The 20,642-nt window shown below is 63.7% G+C and carries 19 protein-coding genes; 9 read left to right on the top strand and 10 right to left on the bottom strand.

The genetic code is table 11. From position 1 onward, the window contains the following. Positions 1 to 2: 2 nt before the first annotated feature. From xth to IEV83_RS02815, 3 genes are all read left to right on the top strand, one after another. On the top strand, positions 3 to 785 hold the full coding sequence (xth, locus tag IEV83_RS02805) for an exodeoxyribonuclease III (protein ID WP_181761471.1): 783 nt from the start codon (positions 3 to 5) through the stop codon (positions 783 to 785). After that, a complete protein-coding gene (locus IEV83_RS02810; RefSeq protein WP_181761472.1) occupies positions 782 to 1,939 on the top strand; it encodes an alanine racemase in 1,158 nt (385 codons plus the stop codon). Before xth ends, IEV83_RS02810 begins: the two co-directional genes overlap by 4 nt. An 81-nt stretch (positions 1,940 to 2,020) precedes the next feature. Further along, complete coding sequence (locus IEV83_RS02815) at positions 2,021 to 2,305, top strand: hypothetical protein (protein ID WP_181761473.1); 285 nt, start codon at positions 2,021 to 2,023, stop codon at positions 2,303 to 2,305. A 12-nt stretch (positions 2,306 to 2,317) separates the two neighbouring features. Here IEV83_RS02815 and IEV83_RS02820 read toward each other — a convergent pair whose 3' ends face one another. Then, positions 2,318 to 3,145 (bottom strand): tetratricopeptide repeat protein, encoded by an 828-nt coding sequence (locus IEV83_RS02820; protein ID WP_209002945.1) that lies wholly within the window; start codon positions 3,143 to 3,145, stop codon positions 2,318 to 2,320. A gap of 918 nt (positions 3,146 to 4,063) precedes the next feature. Between IEV83_RS02820 and parE the strand changes: the two genes are divergently transcribed. From parE to IEV83_RS02845, 5 genes are all read left to right on the top strand, one after another. Continuing rightward, positions 4,064 to 6,136 (top strand): DNA topoisomerase IV subunit B, encoded by a 2,073-nt coding sequence (gene parE, locus IEV83_RS02825; RefSeq protein ID WP_181761474.1) that lies wholly within the window; start codon positions 4,064 to 4,066, stop codon positions 6,134 to 6,136. A 93-nt stretch (positions 6,137 to 6,229) separates the two neighbouring features. Then, complete coding sequence (locus IEV83_RS02830) at positions 6,230 to 6,979, top strand: sulfotransferase family 2 domain-containing protein (RefSeq protein ID WP_181761475.1); 750 nt, start codon at positions 6,230 to 6,232, stop codon at positions 6,977 to 6,979. A gap of 86 nt (positions 6,980 to 7,065) precedes the next feature. Further along, the gene (locus IEV83_RS02835) at positions 7,066 to 7,506 is read left to right on the top strand and encodes a hypothetical protein (RefSeq protein WP_181761476.1); all 441 of its coding nucleotides are present in this window, start codon (positions 7,066 to 7,068) and stop codon (positions 7,504 to 7,506) included. Between the two features lie 187 nt (positions 7,507 to 7,693). After that, positions 7,694 to 9,163: a DEAD/DEAH box helicase gene (locus IEV83_RS02840; protein WP_181761477.1), complete on the top strand. Its 1,470-nt coding sequence runs from the start codon at positions 7,694 to 7,696 to the stop codon at positions 9,161 to 9,163. Between the two features lie 220 nt (positions 9,164 to 9,383). Then, positions 9,384 to 10,442 (top strand): GGDEF domain-containing protein, encoded by a 1,059-nt coding sequence (locus IEV83_RS02845; protein WP_181761478.1) that lies wholly within the window; start codon positions 9,384 to 9,386, stop codon positions 10,440 to 10,442. 97 nt (positions 10,443 to 10,539) lie between these two features. On the opposite strand, the gene sufA is transcribed toward IEV83_RS02845, so the two are convergent. The 7 genes from sufA to IEV83_RS02880 form a co-directional block, all read right to left on the bottom strand. After that, positions 10,540 to 10,929, bottom strand: a complete 390-nt coding sequence (sufA, locus tag IEV83_RS02850) for a Fe-S cluster assembly scaffold SufA (RefSeq protein WP_181761479.1) — start codon at positions 10,927 to 10,929, stop codon at positions 10,540 to 10,542. A 116-nt stretch (positions 10,930 to 11,045) separates the two neighbouring features. Further along, entirely contained in the window at positions 11,046 to 11,423 is a 378-nt protein-coding gene (locus IEV83_RS02855; protein WP_371873394.1) for an SUF system Fe-S cluster assembly protein, read from the bottom strand. Between the two features lie 19 nt (positions 11,424 to 11,442). Next, positions 11,443 to 12,699, bottom strand: coding sequence for a cysteine desulfurase (locus tag IEV83_RS02860; RefSeq protein ID WP_181761481.1), 1,257 nt, complete (start codon positions 12,697 to 12,699; stop codon positions 11,443 to 11,445). A gap of 3 nt (positions 12,700 to 12,702) precedes the next feature. Next, on the bottom strand, positions 12,703 to 14,031 hold the full coding sequence (sufD, locus tag IEV83_RS02865; RefSeq protein WP_181761482.1) for a Fe-S cluster assembly protein SufD: 1,329 nt from the start codon (positions 14,029 to 14,031) through the stop codon (positions 12,703 to 12,705). Between the two features lie 17 nt (positions 14,032 to 14,048). Beyond that, positions 14,049 to 14,804 carry a Fe-S cluster assembly ATPase SufC gene (sufC, locus tag IEV83_RS02870; protein ID WP_181761483.1) on the bottom strand — a complete coding sequence of 252 codons (756 nt, stop codon included), beginning with the start codon at positions 14,802 to 14,804 and terminating at the stop codon, positions 14,049 to 14,051. A gap of 46 nt (positions 14,805 to 14,850) precedes the next feature. Further along, positions 14,851 to 16,323, bottom strand: coding sequence for a Fe-S cluster assembly protein SufB (gene sufB, locus IEV83_RS02875; RefSeq protein WP_181761484.1), 1,473 nt, complete (start codon positions 16,321 to 16,323; stop codon positions 14,851 to 14,853). 95 nt (positions 16,324 to 16,418) lie between these two features. Further along, positions 16,419 to 17,633: a cysteine desulfurase family protein gene (locus tag IEV83_RS02880; protein WP_244628033.1), complete on the bottom strand. Its 1,215-nt coding sequence runs from the start codon at positions 17,631 to 17,633 to the stop codon at positions 16,419 to 16,421. Between the two features lie 408 nt (positions 17,634 to 18,041). Between IEV83_RS02880 and IEV83_RS02885 the strand changes: the two genes are divergently transcribed. Then, positions 18,042 to 18,698: an alpha/beta hydrolase gene (locus IEV83_RS02885; protein ID WP_181761485.1), complete on the top strand. Its 657-nt coding sequence runs from the start codon at positions 18,042 to 18,044 to the stop codon at positions 18,696 to 18,698. A 205-nt stretch (positions 18,699 to 18,903) separates the two neighbouring features. Here the strand turns inward: IEV83_RS02885 and IEV83_RS02890 are convergent, their stop codons facing one another. Further along, complete coding sequence (locus tag IEV83_RS02890) at positions 18,904 to 19,290, bottom strand: NADH:ubiquinone oxidoreductase subunit NDUFA12 (RefSeq protein WP_181761486.1); 387 nt, start codon at positions 19,288 to 19,290, stop codon at positions 18,904 to 18,906. Between the two features lie 201 nt (positions 19,291 to 19,491). Continuing rightward, positions 19,492 to 20,190, bottom strand: a complete 699-nt coding sequence (locus tag IEV83_RS02895; RefSeq protein ID WP_181761487.1) for a response regulator — start codon at positions 20,188 to 20,190, stop codon at positions 19,492 to 19,494. Between the last annotated feature and the right edge of the window lie 452 nt (positions 20,191 to 20,642).

A 20,642-nucleotide genomic window follows, 5' to 3' on the forward strand; every position in this document is an offset into this window, starting at 1 on the left:
CCGTGAAAATCGCGACCTGGAACATCAACGGCGTCAAGGCGCGACACGACACGGCTCTGGCCTGGCTGAAGGAGGCAGCGCCCGATATCGCCTGCCTTCAGGAGATCAAATCCGTCGACGAGGCGTTTCCCGCCGCCGCCTTCGAAGAGCTTGGCTACAATGTGGTGACCCATGGCCAGAAGGGCTTCAATGGGGTTGCGCTTCTCAGCAAGTCTCCCCTTGAGGACATCACCCGGGGCCTTCCGGGCGAAGATGAGGACGTTCAGGCCCGTTACATCGAGGCGGTCACCGGCACCGCGCAAGGGGTGGTCCGCGTCGGCTGCCTCTATCTGCCGAACGGCAATCCGGTCGACACGGAAAAGTTCCCCTACAAGCTGCGCTGGATGGACCGGCTGCGGCGTCATGTGGCGCAGCGACTGACACTGGAAGAACCGTTCGTGCTGCTTGGCGACTACAACGTCATTCCCGAGCCGCGCGATGCCCGCAATCCCGACGCCTGGGTTGACGATGCTCTGTTCCGTCCCGAAAGCCGCCAGTCGTTCCGCGCGCTGTGTGCCCTTGGCCTGACCGACGCGGTGCGCGCGGCCAATCAGGCCGATGATGTCTACACCTTCTGGGACTATCAGGCCGGCGCCTGGCAGAAAAACAACGGCATTCGCATCGACCACGTCCTGCTCTCGCCCGAAGCCTGCGACCGGCTGGAAGGCGTTGGCATCGACGCCCATGTGCGCGGCTGGGAAAAGCCCTCCGATCATGTGCCCGTCTGGGTGGAGCTGGCGGCATGAGCCCGGAGCAGCGGGCGCGGCTCGCCAGTCTCGACACTCCCGCCCTGCTGCTCGATGAACCACGCCTCGTCCAGAACCTGACGAAGATGGCGAAACGGGCTGCGGCCGATGGCATCCCCTTGCGGCCGCATCTGAAAACGGCCAAATCCATCGACGTTGCCCGGCTCGCCGCCGACCTCGGCGCCGACCGCTGGACAGTCTCCACCTTGCGCGAGGCGGAATATTTCGCCGCGCATGGTCTCAGCGACATGCTCTACACCCTGTCGATCGTGCAGGCGAAGCTGGAGCGGGTGATGGCGCTCAACCGGACCGGCGCCGATGTCGCCGTCTGCCTCGACACCCCGGAAGGGGCCGCCGCCATCGCCGCCATGGCGCTCGACGGGCCACCGCTACGGGTGTTCCTCGAAATCGACGTGGACAGCCACCGCACCGGATTGCGGCCGGGCGAAACCCGGTTGATCGAAACCGCGGAGCGCATCGCCGCCGCCCCGCGCCTGTCGCTGGCCGGTGTGATGGCCCATGGCGGCGAAAGCTACGCCTCGCGCTCACGCGCCGACATCGAGGCCATGGCAGAGCAGGAACGCTCCATCGCCGTCGCCGCCGCCGAAGCCCTGCGGGCCGAAGCCATCGCCTGCCCCCTGGTGAGTATCGGCTCGACGCCGACCGCCTGTTTCAGCAGGTCCCGCGAGGGCGTCGGCGAACTGCGAGCAGGCGTCTACATGTTTCAGGATGTCTTCCAGGCCAATCTGGGCGTCTGTACGCTCGACGACATCGCCGCCAGTGTGCTGACGACGGTGGTCAGCGCCGCGCCGCATCTCAACCGGCTGATCATCGATGCCGGCGGCCTCGCCCTGTCCAAGGATCGCTCCTGCGCCAGCCAGGACAACGATTGCGGCTACGGCTTCTTCACCGACGAAGATGGCCGGTGGATCGAAAATCTCCATGTCACGGGGGTCAGCCAGGAACATGGTTATGTCACCACCCGGGATGGTACCCCGCTCCCCTTCGCCGATTTTCCCATCGGCAGCCGGTTGCGGGTCCTGCCGAACCACGCCTGCATGACCGCCGCCGCCTATGATCGCTACACGGTGCTGACCGCCGATGGCGGCACCGACGACTGGCAACGGATCAACGGCTGGGAACCCTACCCCTGAAAGCCTCCCCGCCGCGCAAACTGACGCAGCGGCAGAAACATGCTATCGTGACGCATGGCGAAACGATGGCGACCCTATTGCGTGCTGACCGCATGGACGCTGCTGCTGTTTCTGTTGGAAAGCGGCACGGCGATGGCGGCTGAGTGCAGTTGCCGCTACTTCGGTCAGTCCTACAAGCTCGGCGAGACGGTATGCCTGCGCGGGCCCAATGGCCTGCGGCTTGCCCGATGCGCCATGAATCTGAACAACACCTCCTGGCAGCCGCTCGACCGCCAATGCCCCTTGAGCGCGGTAACGCCGCCCTCTCCTGCATCGCATCCCGCAGCACCTGACGCCCCCCGGATTGGAGAGCGGAAGGCCGGGTAAAAGGCCTGCACTCTAGCGGCCGTCGGCCACCGAGACGTGATTGCTGGCGATCCAGTTTTCGGCAAGCATCGTCGCCCGGCGGCGCACCGGTTCGGAAGCCAATCCGAAGCAGCGCTCCTGGGTCTCGGCGATCCAGTCCGCCTTCGGGCCGACCGCGCGCTTGCGTGCGATCGTCAGCCACATCAGCCCGGAGGTCTGGGCGTCCGTTCCCCGGAAGTCGGAATTGAACAGCAATTCACCAAGCCGGGCCTGCGCCGTCACATGGCCCTTGCGCGCCGCAAGCTTCAGCCAACGGGCTGCCATGCGCGGATCGCGGTCGCTTTCATCGAGATACAGGATACCCAGATGATACTGGGCGTCGGCATCGCCGAAATAGGACGCAGCATAGGTGAAGATTTCCCGCGCGCGGCCGACATTCGGACGGATCGCGCTGTCATTGATGCCGGTGAGGTAATAGGACCCCAACTCGACGAAGGCGCTGGCGATAAAGGGCGCGCGCGGCGACGACGGGCTGTCGTCGGCATAGTTCGAGGCAATCTGACGGAAATACTCGAAGGCCTTGATGTCGTCTTCCTGGACCCCGTCGCCCTTGGCATACATGCGCCCGAGCTTCCAGGCTGCCAGCGGATGCCCCTTCTCCGCGGCGAAGCGCAAGGAATCGAGCGCCCGCTCCTTCTCGCCCGCATAGTAGAATCGCGTGCCCGCGCGCAGTGCCTCCAAAGGGGAGACATCCCCCTTCGGCACCGTCTCCAGCACCGCCGTTGCTCCATTCTCCGCAGGACGCCCATCGAGCGCCGCCACCGGGCCGGAGCAAGCCAGACCGAGCAGAAGAGAAGCCACTATACCTGAACTAGTGATCCGCATTCCCTGACCGCCTCGCGCGTTCATTCAACCTCCTTCGGCACATGCCGCTTCGCTCGAATGAAACGCGATCCTTCTTCTTTTTTGCCAGCCTGTGCCCTGGAACTCTCCGCCCAGGACAGTCTGTCCGGCATTGCCGTTCGTTCACCCCCAATGAACCGGCCGCCTCGTTTTACCTAGCTTCAGTTGTACCCCGTCAACTTGGCAACAGTTTGGCCTTTTCCGTCCTTCATCATGCAAGATCCAACCTCTTGCGATATCAGTACTTTCATCCATCGCGAGGCGACGCCTCGCGGGACAGGCGCAGCTCTCCCGGCCTTACCGCCACACCGCCGCCACATCCCCCGAGCGATGCGGATGACGGTGCTGCGCCTCGCCCCAACGGAGACGATCCAAAAATGGCCGAAACGCGGCGCCAGCCCCTTGCGGACGATCATAGCCGATAGAGAAGCAACATGGTGTGACCCGTTCGACACAACACCGGCCCTGCGCCGCTCTGGCGATGGCTTGGCATTGCGCAAAGCCCCCCACAGGGGCGCAGACGCCCCGCCCCCGAGTTCGTTGACGGCGTTCTGCCACGGTCTCCGCACAATCGGACGTTCTCCCTATCCGGAGATCACCAGCAGCAAGGCATTGACAACCAGAACCCCGGCCATGAAAAGATCCGCTTCACGCGGTAGAAATCTTGGCGAAAATCGCTTCATGGGCCCTCCCGCCCACGCGCACCGACGCGCTGGCCGGCTTCCCCTTGCCTTCGACGATCGGCCCGAGCCGATTGAAAACGGTTCCCGCAGCCGGCCCCATCGGCACGGTTTTGCCGAAATGCCGCGCTCTTGGCAGAATCGGGTATGATTCGGGGCTATGCTGCGATGCGCACCCTTCTTGACGGGACACATGATGACGGTGAATGACGACCTGTTTGATGCCAATGGCGGCAGCGCATCCGCGCCCAGTGCCCCGAACCGGCCGGAGACGGAGACCGCCACCCCTGCCGCGCCCGCCCGGCGCCGCCGTCAGCCCGCGCAAGGCTTTTCCGCCGATACGGAATACACCGCCGAACACATCGAGGTTCTGGAAGGGCTGGAGCCGGTCCGGCGCCGTCCGGGCATGTATATCGGCGGCACCGACGAGCGCGCCCTGCATCACCTCTTCGCCGAAGTCATCGACAACTCGATGGACGAGGCGGTTGCCGGCCACGCGAGCTGGATCGAAGTCAACCTGTCCGCCGACGGTTTTCTGTCCGTGGCCGACAACGGGCGCGGCATTCCCATCGACCCGCATCCCAAACATCGCGACAAGTCGGCGCTTGAGGTGATCATGACGACGCTGCACGCCGGCGGCAAATTCGACAGCAAGGTCTACGAAACCTCCGGCGGCCTGCATGGCGTCGGCGTCTCGGTGGTCAACGCCCTGTCGGAGGAACTCGTCGTTGAGGTCGCCCGGGCGCGCAAGCTCTATCGCCAGACCTTCCGCCGCGGCCAGCCCGATGGCGCGCTCGAATGTGTTGGCGATGTACAGAACAGGCGCGGCACCCTCGTGCGCTTCCGTCCCGATCCGGAAATCTTCGGCAAGGGCGCCACCTTCAAGGCCGACTGGCTGTTCAAGATGGCCCGCTCCAAGGCCTATCTGTTCTCCGGCGTGGAGATCCGCTGGCGCTGCGCACCGGAACTGGTCACCGGCAAGGATGAGGTGACCGCCGAAGCGGTGTTCCATTTCCCCGGGGGCTTGCGCGACTACCTCGGCGACGCGCTGGGCAAGGAACGCAGGGTCATCGACGACACCTTCGCCGGCCGCACCGCCGAAACCGGTCGCCATGGCGCCGTCGAATGGGCCGTCACCTGGTTCGCCGGCGACGGTTTCGTCAACTCCTACTGCAACACCGTGCCAACCCCGGAGGGCGGCACCCACGAGACTGGCCTTCGCTACGCGCTCCTGCGCGGGCTGAAGGCCTATGGCGAGCTGTCGGGCAACAAGAAAGCGTCGATTATCACCGGTGACGACATCCTCACCTCCGCCGGGGCCATGCTGTCGGTCTTCATCCGCGAGCCGGAGTTCGTCGGCCAGACCAAGGACAAGCTTTCGACCACCGAGGCCACCCGAATCGTCGAGAACGCGGTGCGCGATGCGTTCGACCATTGGCTCACCGCTTCGCCCAACCAGGCCAACAAACTGCTGGAATGGGTGATCGAGCGCGCCGACGAGCGGCTGCGCCGCCGCCAGGAAAAGGACGTGGCGCGCAAGACCGCGGTGCGCAAGCTGCGCCTGCCCGGCAAGCTGGCCGACTGCTCCTCCAACCAGGCGGCCGGGTCCGAACTGTTCATCGTCGAGGGCGATTCCGCCGGCGGCTCGGCCAAGCAGGCGCGCAACCGCGCCAACCAGGCGATCCTTCCCTTGCGCGGCAAGATCCTCAACGTGGCCAGCGCCGGTCGGGACAAGCTCGTCGCCAACCAGCAGCTTGCCGACCTCATCCAGGCGCTGGGCTGCGGCACCCGCAGCGCCTACCGCGACAGCGACCTGCGCTATGAGCGCATCATCATCATGACCGACGCCGACGTGGACGGTGCCCATATCGCCTCGCTGCTGATCACCTTCTTCTATCGGGAAATGCCGGAGTTGATCCGCAACGGGCACTTGTTCCTTGCCGCGCCGCCGCTTTACCGCCTGACCCAGGGCGGAAAGACCGTCTATGCGCGGGACGACGCGCATAAGGATGCTTTGCTGGCGAGCGAATTCAAGGCCAACGCCAAGGTCGATATCGGGCGCTTCAAGGGTCTTGGCGAGATGCTGCCGGCCCAGCTCAAGGAAACGACGATGGACCCGAACAAGCGCAGCCTGCTGCGGGTCGACATCGAACTTGCGGAAGACAGCCTGACCCGCACCACCGTCGAGCGGCTGATGGGCAACAAGCCCGAGGCCCGGTTCTCCTTCATTCAGGAAAACGCCGAATTCGCCGAAGGATTGGACATCTAGCGCGGGACGCATCTTCACGCCCCTCGCCGCCGGAGGACAGAGGCCCTTGCAGACCGCCCAAGCACGCCTTCCCCTGACGCGAGAGGCCCAGCCATGCTGACGACGCTCTACCGCACAGTCGATCGCCGACGGCGGCCGCTCCGCGATCACCACTACCTTGTGCTCCCCGCACTCGGCCTCGCCTATGGACGCTGCCCGAACGCGGCAAGCGACGGCATTCGCCAAGCCATGGCCACCCTGGCCCGAGCCTACGGGGACGACACTTCCGATGCCGAGGCAAAGCAACCGGCCTTTCAGACCCCGCAGACCGGTTATGCCACCGGCACGCTGTCCTCCTGGGTCGAAGGCATGACACTGCTCTCCGCCAGGGACCTGACCCGCCAACATCCCGACGCCCTGATCTTCAGTGCCATACGCGATCCGCTGGCCCGCCTGGCCGCCTGCTACCTCCGCCAGTATGGCGCCGGTCGCACGCCGCCGGTTTCAAGCAGCTTCCTCGGCTTCCAGCCCGGAATGAGCTTTGCCCAGTTCGCGCTGCATGTCTGCGCCATCAACGACCGGAAAAGCGCCAACGCCTACCGCAGCCAGACCGCCATCCTCAGTCACAACCGCGCCTTGCTGCCCCACCGCTTCATCCGCTTTGAGAGCCCGGAGCCGGACTGGCAGGCCTTGCGCGCGGAGGCCCGCCAGGTCCGCGGCATAGATATCGGCCCCCTGCCCGCGCGCGAGGACCCCAACGAAGCGGAGGTCCGCAGGTTGCTCTTGGAGACCGCTCCGGCTGTGCGCGATGCGGTGCGCAAACGCTATCGCCGGGACTATCAGCTCCTTTATGCGCAGAGCTGACCCACCAGCCGGCGGGCGACTGCGCCCTTGCCCTGATGGGGCCTTGCCGGCATCGTGACCCAGACACGGAAAGAGGAGACCGGCCCATGACACCCAGGCTCACCCGCATCGCCGCAGCCGCCCTTTGCGCAGCGCCCTGGCTGGCCGGGGGCGGGACCTCCGGCCCGGCGCTCGCCGACAACGATCCGGTCGCGGTACTGGCGCGCAACCTGCCCGCCCAGGTGCAGGCGCTGAGGCGCCTTGACGGTCCGGCAGACAGCGGCACCGGTTTCATCCTGATCCGCGAGGGCGCGCGCGACCGCCTGTTCGTCCGCCACGCCACGGGAAGCTCCACGCCCGTTATCATTGAAATCGCCGAGGTTTCGGCACTGGATGGCCGGGTCGCCGACCTGCGCAGCGAAGCGGACGCCCACGGCGTCGTCGCTTTCGTCGACGTTGTGACCGCCGGCCATGAGGAAACCACATATGAGCTATTCCTCGAGAAGGAGGATCCGGCAGCGTACTTGTTTCAGCCGGCAAGTAACTGACCGGCTCCCGGCGACGCCTTATCGAGCGCCAGCGCCTCCTCATCGAGGGAATGTCTTGCGCGTTTATCATGCGCGCCCATGAATCATTGACATTTTCTATTTGAACTGTAGTGTGCGCGCTCAGTGGCCGGGATCTGAGAGACAGATCGGATCACGGCAAGGATTTCTGTCATAACATCAAGGTCATATGTCCTTTTCCTCACTTGGACTGAGCGAAAAAGTGCTCGCCGCCGTGGAAGCCGCCGGCTACACCGAACCCACTGCCATTCAGGCGGGAGCGATCCCTCACGTGCTCGAACGGCGGGATGTTCTCGGGTTGGCGCAAACGGGGACCGGCAAGACCGCGTCCTTCACGCTGCCAATGCTGACGCTTCTGGAAAAGGGCCGCGCCCGCGCCCGAATGCCGCGCACCCTCATCCTGGAGCCGACACGCGAGCTCGCAGCCCAGGTTGAAGAGAATTTCAACAAGTACGGCGTCAATCACAAGCTGAACGTCGCACTTCTGATCGGCGGAACGTCCTTCGGAGATCAGGACCGCAAGCTGGATCGCGGCGTCGATGTGCTGATCGCCACGCCGGGCCGTCTGCTGGACCACACCGAGCGCGGCAAGCTGCTGCTGCAGGGTGTCGACATTCTCGTGATCGACGAAGCCGATCGCATGCTCGACATGGGCTTCATTCCGGACATCGAGCGGATCTGCAAACTGATCCCGATGACCCGCCAGACCCTGTTCTTCTCTGCGACCATGCCGCCGGAGATCCAGCGGCTCGTCGATACGTTCCTGCACAATCCCGCCCGCATCGAGGTGGCGCGGACCTCCTCGACCGCTGATACGGTGTCTCAACATGTGATCGGGTCCGGCAGCAAGGATTTTGACAAGCGCGCCACACTGCGCAAGCTGATCGACCAGGCGGAAGACCTGAAAAACGCGATCGTTTTCTGCAACCGCAAGCGCGATGTGCAGACCGTGTTCCGCTCCCTGCAGCGGCACGAATATTCCGTCGGCGCCCTGCATGGCGACATGGATCAGCGTTCGCGCATGGCTACGCTCGACCAGTTCCGTAACGGCGATCTGGCCCTGCTGATTGCCAGCGATGTGGCCGCGCGCGGCCTCGACATCCCTGACGTCAGCCATGTGTTCAACTACGATGTGCCGACCCATGCGGAAGACTATGTGCACCGCATTGGCCGGACCGGTCGTGCTGGACGCACCGGATCCGCCGTCTCGATCGTCACGGGGAATGATGCCAAATACCTGACCGCCATCGAAAAGCTGATCGACCGCTCCCTTCCCTGGATCGGAGAACCGATCGACTTCGAAGCAGCCGCGGTCGAGAGCAAGAGTCGGCGGCGGGGTGGCGCAGGGCGCGGTGCCAGCGATAAATCTGCCGATGCGGAGCAAGGCGGCGAAAAGTCGGCAACGCGCGGACGCAGCAACGCCAAGGACCGGGCCGCCAAGAAGGAAGAAACCGCTTCCCGCCCGGCTCGGCCGCGCCGTGAGGCAAAATCCGACCAGCCGCAAGCCCAGAGCAAGACCGCAGGCGCGAGCAAGCGCAAACGCGGCGGCTCGCAAAAAGGCGAAGAGCGGGTGATCGGCCTTGGCGATCACGTTCCCGCATTCCTGTTGCGCGATCCGCGCCCGAAGAAAGCCGGCTGAAAAGACCGTCCGGACATGAAGGCGGGCCAGGTTCTTGTGCCCGCCTCGACAATCCGCCGAAAGCCCCCTCCTCCCCTTGGGTGATTCTTCCAGAAAACGCGGCCGAACATTTCAAAACAACTTTAACGCGGCCTTAAACCTTGCTAGTCATGATCGGCATAGGATGTTGATCAGATTCGGGTTTATTATTCTTTTCCCGATATGACGCGTAGGAACCTCTATGGCCCAGGAAGACGACCACAAGCGGACGATCGTCTATGGTGAATCTGCGCTAAAGTACATCCGCAAGAACACCCTTCCTGCATACCCGCGCTTCTATGAGCTTTGGTACACGTATGCCGCCGGCTTCAACCATTCACTTAATCGCGCCGTCAACGAACTAGCTGGATCGAGCGACGGGATTACGAGTGACAAGCTTCAGAACATCTACAACAGCTTCTTGTCGCCAAACAAGCTCGGCGACCGGATCGATGAAGTCGGAGAGAAGATTTCCGACGAGATTCGCGACATGGTTGATCTTCTGGCCCAGAGCACGGCCAAGATCGACACTTATGGCGAGTCGCTCACAGGGGCCCAGGCGCAGCTCGAAGCCCTGCCTGGTCCGGAGCAACTGAAGAAACTCATCGCGCATCTGCTGCAAGCGACCCGGGATACAGCACAGTCCAACAAGACGCTGCACTCGCAACTGGTGGAGTCACACAAACAGATCGAGGACCTTCAGGAAAGCCTTGAAGCCATCCGGTATGAGTCGCTGACGGATGAGTTGACCACCCTCAGCAATCGCAAGCATTTCGACCACACCATCGAACGCATGGTTAAGGATGCGGAAACATCGCGAGAGCCGCTTTCGCTGCTATTGACCGATATCGATCATTTCAAGAAATTCAACGACACCTATGGTCATCAGACCGGCGATCAGGTGTTGCGTCTTGTTGCCCTGGCGGTCAAGCAGAACGTCAAGGGACACGACATCGCGTGCCGCTATGGCGGCGAGGAATTCGCAATCCTGCTGCCGCATACCTCCCTGCGCCAGGCGGTGACCGTCGCCGAACACATCCGCCGTGCCGTGCTCTCCAAGGAGCTGGTCAAACGGTCCACCGGCGAGAACCTCGGCCGGATCACCATTTCCATCGGCGTTTCGTCCTTCCGCGCCAAGGACACCTCGCAGACGATTATTTCCCGCGCCGATACCGCGCTTTACGCGGCAAAGGCCGCTGGCCGCAATCTGGTGCGCAGCGAAGCCGACCCTGACGTGGTCGGAGACATGCAGGTAGCCTGAAAGGCGCCGGAGAGAGCTGGCCCCGGTTGCAATCATTTCAGAAGTCATGCGTCGCTGCCGCCAGCGCGCGTGACCGGTTGCAGTAGGCGCCGCTCGCCTACCCTTGCTGGGAGCTCACATCGGCCAGTTCGTCGGCGCTGGCCGCTTTCAGCGAAACGGATTCGCCGCAGCCACAGGCGGAGACCTCGTTGGGATTGCGGAACACAAAGCCGGAGCGGAACTTCGTCACCTCGTGATCCATCTCCGTACCCAGCAGGAACAGAACAGCCGAGGGGTCGACGAAAATCTTGACGCCCTTGTCCTCGATCACGTCATCGCCGGGGCGCGCTTCTTCCACCAGGCTCATGTCGTATTCCATGCCGGCGCAGCCGCCCTTCTTGATGCCGACCCGCAACCCGAGCGCCAGCTTGTCGGCATTCTCGACAATTTCGCGCACCCGCTCCGCGGCAGCATCGGTCAATGTCAGCACCTGAAACCTGGAAGCCATGGCTCTGAATTCCCGCATTTGATGGGTCGGAGACGCCGCGCGGTCCCGCGCCGAAGTTGACAAGCGGAGACACGTGGCGGCTCCGCGTCACTTTAGAATATAGGATGAGGCGCCGGTCAGTACCAGTTGAGCGCGACCTTGGCCTCTTCCGACATCCGCTCCGGCGTCCAGGGCGGGTCGAACACCATCGTCACATTGACCGGTCCGACGCCAGCGACCGCGCCCACCGCATCCGCAACCCAGCCCGGCATTTCACCGGCCACCGGACAGCCCGGCGCGGTCAGCGTCATGTCGATCGCCACCGAGCGGTCATCCTCGATGTCGACCTTGTAGATCAGGCCCAACTCGTAGATGTCGCAAGGGATCTCCGGATCGTAGACCGTCTTCAGCGCGCCGACGATGTCCTCGGTGATCTGCTGCAACTCCTCGGCGGAAAACGCACTTCCCTTTGCCGCGATTTCCGCCTGCCGGTCGCTGTCCGCGCCAGCCGTCATGTTGTCGCTCATTCTGCCCTCACGCGAAGAAATCATGTGCCTTTTGCAGAGCCTCGACCAGCCGGTCGATTTCCTCCACGGTGTTATAGAGGCCGAAGCTCGCCCGGCAGGTGGAGGTCACGCCATAGCGGGCCAACAACGGTTGGGCGCAATGGGTGCCCGCCCGCACGGCGACGCCTTCCCGGTCGATCACCATCGACACGTCATGGGCATGAACGCCGCGCATTTCGAAGGAGACGATAGCCCCCTTGCCCGGCGCCTCGCCAAAGATGCGGATCGAATTGATCTGCTTCAGCCGCTCATGGGCATAGGCGCTCAGCCACGCCTCATGCGCGGCGATGCGGTCGCGGCCGATGCCGTCCATATAGTCGAGCGCCGCCGCCAGGCCGATGGCCTGGACGATGGGCGGGGTGCCGGCCTCGAAGCGGTGCGGCGGGTGGTTGTAGGTCACCCGATCCTCGGTCACGTCCTCGATCATCTCGCCGCCGCCATTGAACGGGCGCATGCGCTCAAGCAGCTCCTTGCGCCCCCAGAGCGCGCCGATGCCGGTCGGGCCATACACCTTGTGGCCGGTGAAGACGAAGAAGTCGCAGCCAAGATCCTGCACATCGACGGGCATGTGCACCGCCGACTGGCTGCCATCCACCAGAACGGGGATGCCGCGCTCGTGCGCCAACGCACAGACTTCCTTGATCGGCACCACCGTGCCCAGCACGTTGGACATCTGGGTGATGGCGACCAGCTTGGTGCGGTCGGTCAGCGCTTCTGAAAACGCGTCGAGATCGAAAGAGCCATCCTCGCGCACATAGACCCAGCGCAGCTTCGCGCCCTTGCGCTCCCGCAGGAAATGCCAAGGCACGATATTGGAGTGATGCTCCATGATCGACAGGACGATCTCGTCGCCCTCGCCGATGTTGTCCGCGCCGAAGCTGTCGGCAACCAGATTGATCGCTTCCGTGGTCGAGCGGGTGAAGATCACCTCATCGATTGACGGCGCGTTCAGGAAGCGGCGCACGGTCTCGCGCGCCGCCTCGAACTTCTCCGTCGCCAGGTTGGACAGATAGTGCAACCCGCGATGAACGTTGGAGTATTCGTTCGAATAGGCATTCGACACGGCGTCGATCACCGCCTGCGGCTTCTGGGCGGAGGCGCCATTGTCGAGATAGACGAGCGGCTTGCCGTAGACCTCGCGCGACAGGATCGGGAAATCCCGCCGCACCGCCATCACGTCATAGGCCGTATCCGTCCCCTGGCCGGAATTCGCGATGATCGCCATGCTTTACTCCTTTGCGGACAGCCAGCTGCGAATCCGCTCCTCGAATGCCTCAACGACCACCTCGTCGCCGATTTCCTCCACCGCTTCCGACAGGAAGGCAAGCACCAGCAGGGTCCGGGCTTCTGCTTCCGGAATGCCGCGCGCGCGCAGGTAGAACAGAAGGTCCTCGTCGATCTGGCCGCTCGTCGCGCCATGGGCACATTGCACGTCGTCGGCGAAGATCTCCAACTCCGGCTTCAGCGCCATGTCCGCATGTTCGGACAGGAGCAGCGACTGGGTCATCATCTGGCCGTCGGTCTTCTGCGCATGCGGACGCACGATGATCTTGCCCTGGAATATCCCCTTGGCATCGTCATCAACCACGGTCTTGAACAGCTCGCGGCTGTCGCAATGGGGCACTGCGTGATCGACGACCAGCGTCTGATCCACATGCTGACCGCCGCGCACCATGGTGATGCCCAGAAGATCGGCCCGCGAATTTTCACCGTTGAAACGGACGAAGGACTGATGCCGGGCAAATCCGGCTCCGATCCCGGCACCGATCAGCTTGACCGCGCTGTCGGCGTCCTGGGTTACCAGCGCCGTGCCCACATGGGTCGTGCCGGCCGCTTCGGTCTGCAGCCGCGCCGCCACCAGTTTCGCCCCGGTCGCCACCCGGAAATCGCTCACCGAGTTGGCAAAGCTGCCCTCGGTTCCGCCGACGAAGGTCTCCAGCAAGGTGACCTCGCTACCGGCGCCGGCCTTGACCACCACCCGTTCCGCCGTGCTCACGGCTGCGTCTGCCGACAGCGCGTGGACAATTTCCACCGGCTTCGACAGGCGGGTGTTGTCGGCAATCGTCAGCACCAGACCATCACCGCAGAAGATCGCGTTGAGGCCGATGGCCGCATTGTCCGCGGCAATCTCCGGCACCTCGAAAAGGTCGGCGCCGTCCTCAGCCAGCGCCTCGGCGAGCGGACGGACGACCACCCCCTCGCTGGCGAGCGCTGCCACATCAGACAGGCCAGCGTGAAACCGGCCATCGACAAGCACCAACCGGTACCGGTCGACGGCGGCGTAGACATCCCCGGCAGCCGCAACAATGGCGCCAGCCGCCGCGTCGTCGCGCGGTGCGGCAAAGGCAGGGACAGACTTCAGCCGGTTGCGCAGGTCGGAGTATTTCCAGTCCTCGACCCGGCGATGCGGCAGCCCGTTCTGGCGGAAGGCGGCAAAGGCCGCCTCGCGGGAGCGCGCCACCTCGGCGGCACCGGGAAGATCCTGGCGCAGCTTGTCGAACAACTCGGCGATTTCGGTTTCGGCATGGCTCTCCATGCCGCGCGGTTCCATGTTCATCGCATCATTCCCCGCTGTCACGCCGCGGCGCCGACGAACTCGGCATAGCCGTTCTTCTCCAGCTCAAGCGCCAGCTCCTTGCCGCCGGTCTTGACGATGCGGCCCTTGGACAGGACATGCACCACATCCGGCACGATATGATCGAGCAGCCGCTGGTAGTGGGTGATGACCACGGTGGAGCGCTCCGGGCTGCGCAGCTTGTTGACGCCCTCGGCGACCACCCGCAGCGCGTCGATGTCGAGGCCGGAATCGGTCTCGTCGAGCACGCAAAGGGACGGCTCCAGCAGCGCCATCTGCAGAATTTCCGCACGCTTCTTCTCACCACCGGAGAAGCCGACGTTGAGCGGGCGCTTCAGCATGTCCATGGTGACCTGCAACTCGCCGGCCTTGTCCTTCACGCGGCGCATGAATTCCGGCGTCGACAGCTCTTCCTCGCCGCGCGCCTTGCGCTGTGCGTTCATCGCCGACTTCAGGAAGGTCATGGTGGCGACCCCCGGGATCTCGATCGGATACTGGAAGGCCAGGAACACGCCGGCGCTGGCCCGCTCTTCCGGCGCCATCTCAAGGATGCTCTCGCCGTTGAACAGGATGTCGCCCTCGGTCACCTCATAGTCTTCCTTGCCGGCAAGGATGTAGGAAAGGGTCGATTTGCCGGAGCCGTTCGGGCCCATGATCGCATGGACCTCGCCCGGCTTCACGGTCAGGTCGACGCCGCGCAGGATTTCGGTACCGTCTTCGGCAATGCGGGCGTGCAGGTTCTTGATTTCAAGCATTGGGTCAGTTCCGTGATTTGGGTGTCGAACAGGCGGTACGGCGGGCTTAGCCCACCGACCCCTCGAGCGAGATCGAGATCAGCTTCTGGGCCTCGACGGCGAATTCCATCGGCAACTGCTGGATCACATCCTTGACGAAGCCGTTGACGATCAGGGCAACCGCTTCCTCGCCGGACAGACCGCGCTGCTGGCAATAGAACATCTGATCGTCGGAGATCTTCGAGGTGGTCGCCTCGTGCTCGAACACCGCTGTCGCGTTCTTCGATTCGATGTAGGGCACCGTATGCGCGCCGCAGTCCTGCCCGATCAGCAGGCTGTCGCACTGGGTGAAGTTGCGCGCGTTCGACGCCTTGCGATGGGCCGACACCAGCCCGCGATAGGTGTTCTGCGAACGCCCGGCGGAAATGCCCTTGGAGATGATGCGGCTGGAGGTGTTCTTGCCCAGATGCATCATCTTGGTGCCGCTGTCGATCTGCTGGCAGCCGTTCGACACGGCGATCGAGTAGAACTCGCCGCGCGAATTGTCGCCGCGCAGGATGCAGGAGGGATACTTCCAGGTGATCGCCGACCCGGTTTCCACCTGGGTCCAGGAGATCTTGGAGTTCTTGCCCCGGCAATCGCCACGCTTGGTGACGAAATTGTAGATGCCGCCCTTGCCTTCCGAATCGCCCGGGTACCAGTTCTGCACCGTCGAATACTTGATCTCCGCGTCATCCAGCGCGATCAGCTCGACCACGGCCGCATGGAGCTGGTTCTCATCGCGCTGCGGCGCGGTGCAGCCCTCCAGATAGGACACATAGGCGCCCTTGTCGGCGATGATCAGCGTGCGCTCGAACTGGCCGGTGTTCTGCTCGTTGATACGGAAATAGGTGGACAGCTCCATCGGGCAGCGCACGCCCTCCGGCACGTAGACGAAGGAGCCGTCGGTGAAGACCGCCGAGTTCAGCGTCGCGTAGAAATTATCCGTAACCGGAACCACCGTGCCCAGATACTTGCGCACCAGCTCGGGATGCTCGCGCATCGCTTCGGAGATCGAACAGAAGATGACCCCGGCCTTCTTCAGCTCTTCCTTGAAGGTGGTGACCACCGACACGCTGTCGAACACCGCATCGACCGCGACCCGATTCTTCGGCTCGACGCCAGCGAGGATTTCCTGCTCGCGCAGCGGAATGCCCAGCTTCTCGTAGGTCGCCAGCAGCTCCGGATCGACCTCGTCGAGGCTCTTTGGCCCGGCGGCCGTCTTCGGCGCCGAATAGTAATAGATGTCGTTGAAGTCGATGGGCGGATACTCGACCCGGGCCCAGGTCGGCTCGGTCATGGTCAGCCAGCGCCGATAGGCATCGAGCCGCCATTCCAGCATCCATTCCGGCTCTTCCTTCTTGGCCGAAATGAAGCGGATGATGTCCTCGTTCAGCCCTTTCGGCGCCTTGTCGGACTCAATGTCGGTGAAGAAACCGTACTTGTACTGGTCAACGTCGATCGACCGGACGCGGTCGATCGTCTCCTGAACTGCAGGCATTCGTGTCTCCATCCACTGCGGTGTCAAGGACCGCGGGTGTCACACCTTGTCCGGGGCGCCCGTCGGTGCCCCGTCCATTGAAAGTGGCGGCTCCATCAGGCGGCGCGACCAGCGCTCGCCTCCCGAATCCGCCGGGAAATCCGCTGCCAGGCAGCGAGAAACGTTTCAATCTCCGCCGCCGTGGTCTCTGGCCCCAGGCTGATGCGGATCGCGCAGCGCGCCAGGTCCCGGGGCACCCCCATCGCCAGCAGCACCGGCGATGCCGACACCTTGCCGCTGGAACAGGCGGACCCGGACGAGACCGCAATCCCCTCCATGTCGAGGGCGATCAGTGCCGTTTCAGCGGCAACGCCCGGCACGGCGAAGCAACAGGTGTTCGGCAGCCGCTGCGCATCCGTGCCAAACCGGATCGTGTCGTTCCATATATGGCAAAGACCCTGCTCCAGACCATCCCGAAGGCGCGTAATTTCGTCGCAAGCGCCGAGTTCGCCAAGAGCGGCGTGCGCCGCAACGCCAAATCCGGCGATGGCAAGGGTGTTTTCGGTGCCCGCCCGGCGCCAGCCTTCCTGCCCGCCGCCGCGCAGGAGCGGGCGCGGACCGGTCTGCTCATCGCGCAGCACCAGCGCCCCCGCACCCTGCGGCCCGCCGATCTTGTGCGCCGACAGCGCCATCGACGCCGCGCCCCAGGCCGTCATGTCGAGCGGAATCCGCCCGGCGGCCTGCACCGCATCCACATGCAAGAGACAGTCGCTGCCCGCCAGCGCCTCACCAATCCGCTCCAGCGGCTGCAACACCCCGGTTTCGTTATTAGCGGCCATGACGCTGACCAGCGGCAATTCGCCGTCTTCCTGAAGATAGGCGACCCGCCGGGCCAAGGCGTCGACGTCCACAAGCCCGGACGCATCGACCGGGATCGTCTCGACCGCCTCTGCCGGAAACCGACCGCCCGACGTGACCGACGGATGCTCGGTCGCCCCGACCAAAAGCCGGGTGAACCAGCGCTCCACACCGCTCACCTTCCAGTCAGGAGACAATGCGGTGACGTTTGCCTCGGTGGCGCCGGAGGTAAAAGTAACGTGTTGCGCAGGGATGCCGGCCAGCCGGCCAACCGCCGCGCGGGCGCTCTCAATGCGCGCTCGGGCGGCCCGCCCGGGGCCATGCACGGAGGAAGCGTTTCCCGGCTCGGCAAGCAACCCGCGAACGGCATCGACCACGCACGCACGCATTGGCGCGCTTGCATTATAGTCGAGATAGATCGCCGTCTTCGCCGCCATCACCTGTTCCGTCCCCTGCCCGTCCTTATCTACCATCAATTCCGATGATCGAGGCGGCCCGGCTTCACCTTTCCGCCATGCAATCCTTGCAATTCTTCGTGGAGATCGGGATAAGACGTCCCTATATATCACGAAGACCCATTCTTATGGGGCGATCCACGGAACCTTACGGGACGAGCAAATGCATCGCGCCGCCAAGTTTCGAACGATTCTAAAGAAGGTTCTATGAACTGGGCGCGGACGAGTCAAGGCAAGCCTACGCGAAACTGCTTATGCGCAGATCCCAACGCATGGGCCCGTCACGACACTCCCCGCTCAGCCAAGAGATGAAGGCCTCGCCTTAACGCTTGGTTCCAACAGTGGTTTTCGTGGATACGATGTCGGCCCTTCGCAAGGTGGGCCGGAGAATAAGAAGGAAGCTAACCCCCATGTACGAGGTGGTCCATGCCTGAAGTGATTTTCAATGGTCCGGCCGGCCGGATCGAAGGCCGATTTCAGCCGGCGAAATCGCGAACGGCGCCCATCGCCCTGATCCTGCATCTGCATCCGCAGTTCGGCGGGACGATGAACAACCAGATCGTCTATCAGCTCTACTACATGTTCGCGAAGCGCGGCTTCGCGGTGCTGCGCTTCAACTTCCGGGGCGTCGGCCGCAGTCAGGGCACATTCGATCACGGCCAGGGTGAATTGTCGGATGCTGCCGCCGCGCTCGACTGGGTGCAGAGCGTGCACCCGGATGCACGCGCCTGCTGGATCGCCGGCTTCTCCTTCGGCGCCTGGATCGGCATGCAGCTCTTGATGCGCCGTCCGGAGGTCGAGGGCTTCATCTCCGCCGCGCCGCCAGCGAACCTGCACGATTTCTCCTTCCTCGCCCCCTGCCCGTCTTCCGGGCTGATCATTCATGGCGATGCGGACAAGGTCGTGCCCCCCAAGGATGTCCAGAACCTCGTCGACAAGCTGAAGACGCAGAAGGGAATCGTCATCGATCAGAAGACGATCCCCGGCGCCAACCACTTCTTCGAGAACCACATGGACACCTTGATGGAGGAATGCGGCTCCTATCTGGACCGCAGGCTCGGCGTGACGACGGAAGTCGCCTGATCGATCAGGCCTGGCCCGACAGAGGCCTCATCACCGAACGCGTAGAAAGGCCCGCTTGTTCGGGCCTTTTTCATATCCGCCCCGCGCACCAGCCGCCTCGTTCGCCAAACCACGCGGCACAAAAAGAAAGGCCCGCTTGTGGCGGGCCTTACATGCAATTCTCATGGAGCAGGAAACTCTCCCGCCCTGAAAAGATCAAGGCGCCTCAGTTGCCCGGCGTCCAGGCTTCGTAGTCGCCGGTCACCTTGGGGCGCTTGCTCGCCGTCAGGATCGACCCCTTCGGCCGGTAGGCCGCAGCCGTTCCCGTCTGGTTGCCCTGATGCGGCGCCTGCCACTCGCGTGCGGTGTAGCTTTCCTCGGACGGCGGCGTATCGACCCGGTGGTGCATCCACCCGTGCCAGCCCGGAGGAATCATCGAGGCTTCAGCCAGATCCTTGTAGATCACCCAGCGCTTCTTGCCGCCGCGCTCGCGGTAGTAGCTGTTGCCGAACTCGTCCTGACCGACGAATTCACCCTTGCGCCACGTGAAGAAACGGGTGCCCCAGGTGGCGCTGTTCCACCAGGTGAAGAACTGAAGAAGCAGGGTTTTCATCTGATCGAGGGTTCCGGTTTGATGACGCGCCGGTTCGCCGCGCCGGGAATGCCATTTTCCGGACCGGGCGCCCGTCAGGCGCGCGCAGGCCGAAATTCGGCGCGACTATGCCCCGAGGACCGCCCGATGTCCAGCCATCCGATCGTGACAGTCCCCGACCGGGTTGCGACCGATCCGCCCAGCTCGTCCCCGGCCCGCGCCTCACTGCCCATCGCCACGCGTACCGCGGGGCGACGGGGAGCCAGACGTCGCCACATCGAGGGCAAGACCACTGCGCGCATCCACCAGTGCCGCCAACGGCTCCGGCGCCGGCAATTGCTGAGCCCGTGATGGCGCCCCATCACGCGCCCCCACGGCAGACGACCGGTCCTTGCCCAGGTCCACAACCCTGCCCGCGCCCATCCGTCGCCATTTCTGCGCCTTGGCATCCAGGCTGGCCGCCACTCCGTCAATGACGTATCGGCCGTCTTCGGCAAACACCAGCGGCCGCGGGTCATGCAGGGTCCAGATCAGCCGCTCATACAAGGAGGCCGGCGACAACGGCTTAACCAGGATGTTCTGCGCACCGGCACGCAGCACCCTGTCGATCAGCGTGCGGGTCCCATGGGCGGTAACAAAGATGATTGGCAGAAAGCACAGAGGCGCCAACCGGCGCTGGCGCATCAGCCGCAACAGACCAAGCCCCGACATCGGCTTCATGCGCCAGTCGGTGATGACCAGGTTCGGTGGATCGATCCGCATGACCTCCAGCGCCGCTTGCGCCGAATCGAACGTCCGCACCCGGCGCACGCGAAAACTCAGGAGAATCGACCGAAGAATAGTCTGCATCGGCTTGGAATCGTCAACGACGACCACATCGAGATCGGTGATATCGAGCCCATAGGCATAGTGCCGTGTCATCCGCGCCACCGCATCATTCCGCGCACAACCTGCGCAAGCGTCATGAAAACATACACGCCCTGCAATTCACTTGCCCCGCAGCACGCAATTCTCCGCGAGTTTTCTTAAAAATTGATGTGGCCCGATGGTACCATAGGGCGGCGGATATGATTCTGGCCGTCTCGAAGAGCTGGAAACCCCTCGCCATCGGCGCTACTGAGGGAGCGGCGGATGCGCCAGCGCCAAGCCGGGCAATGACAGCGGGCGTGCGGCTCGAGGCACCGGTTTTTTCGGCCAATCCTCGTTATCCACACGCATACCCCCTGCACCCACTAGACATTGTGGATCATTCTCAAAGACCCCCCAATAGCTAGCTTTGGGCGCTTGACGCTGGCGAACGATTCACCCTACCTTCGAAGCGTCAGGAACATCGTAACAAGGTTGGGGCAGCCGCCCCGCGTCCTCTTCATCGG

This window comes from Stappia taiwanensis (assembly GCF_014635285.1).
GTDB classification, from domain to species: domain Bacteria; phylum Pseudomonadota; class Alphaproteobacteria; order Rhizobiales; family Stappiaceae; genus Stappia; species Stappia taiwanensis.

Bases quoted from the DNA above. Each gene is read 5' to 3' on its own strand.
- sufA (WP_181761479.1), bottom strand. From the start codon at position 10,929: ATGGCTTCCAGGTTTCAGGTGCTGACATTGACCGATGCTGCCGCGGAG.
- IEV83_RS02885 (WP_181761485.1), top strand. From the start codon at position 18,042: ATGCCTGAAGTGATTTTCAATGGTCCGGCCGGCCGGATCGAAGGCCGA.
- IEV83_RS02830 (WP_181761475.1), top strand. From the start codon at position 6,230: ATGCTGACGACGCTCTACCGCACAGTCGATCGCCGACGGCGGCCGCTC.
- parE (WP_181761474.1), top strand. From the start codon at position 4,064: ATGACGGTGAATGACGACCTGTTTGATGCCAATGGCGGCAGCGCATCC.
- IEV83_RS02895 (WP_181761487.1), bottom strand. From the start codon at position 20,190: ATGACACGGCACTATGCCTATGGGCTCGATATCACCGATCTCGATGTG.
- IEV83_RS02840 (WP_181761477.1), top strand. From the start codon at position 7,694: ATGTCCTTTTCCTCACTTGGACTGAGCGAAAAAGTGCTCGCCGCCGTG.
- IEV83_RS02845 (WP_181761478.1), top strand. From the start codon at position 9,384: ATGGCCCAGGAAGACGACCACAAGCGGACGATCGTCTATGGTGAATCT.
- sufD (WP_181761482.1), bottom strand. From the start codon at position 14,031: ATGAACATGGAACCGCGCGGCATGGAGAGCCATGCCGAAACCGAAATC.
- IEV83_RS02880 (WP_244628033.1), bottom strand. From the start codon at position 17,633: ATGGTAGATAAGGACGGGCAGGGGACGGAACAGGTGATGGCGGCGAAG.
- IEV83_RS02855 (WP_371873394.1), bottom strand. From the start codon at position 11,423: ATGACGGCTGGCGCGGACAGCGACCGGCAGGCGGAAATCGCGGCAAAG.
- IEV83_RS02890 (WP_181761486.1), bottom strand. From the start codon at position 19,290: ATGAAAACCCTGCTTCTTCAGTTCTTCACCTGGTGGAACAGCGCCACC.
- sufC (WP_181761483.1), bottom strand. From the start codon at position 14,804: ATGCTTGAAATCAAGAACCTGCACGCCCGCATTGCCGAAGACGGTACC.
- IEV83_RS02835 (WP_181761476.1), top strand. From the start codon at position 7,066: ATGACACCCAGGCTCACCCGCATCGCCGCAGCCGCCCTTTGCGCAGCG.
- IEV83_RS02860 (WP_181761481.1), bottom strand. From the start codon at position 12,699: ATGGCGATCATCGCGAATTCCGGCCAGGGGACGGATACGGCCTATGAC.
- sufB (WP_181761484.1), bottom strand. From the start codon at position 16,323: ATGCCTGCAGTTCAGGAGACGATCGACCGCGTCCGGTCGATCGACGTT.
- IEV83_RS02810 (WP_181761472.1), top strand. From the start codon at position 782: ATGAGCCCGGAGCAGCGGGCGCGGCTCGCCAGTCTCGACACTCCCGCC.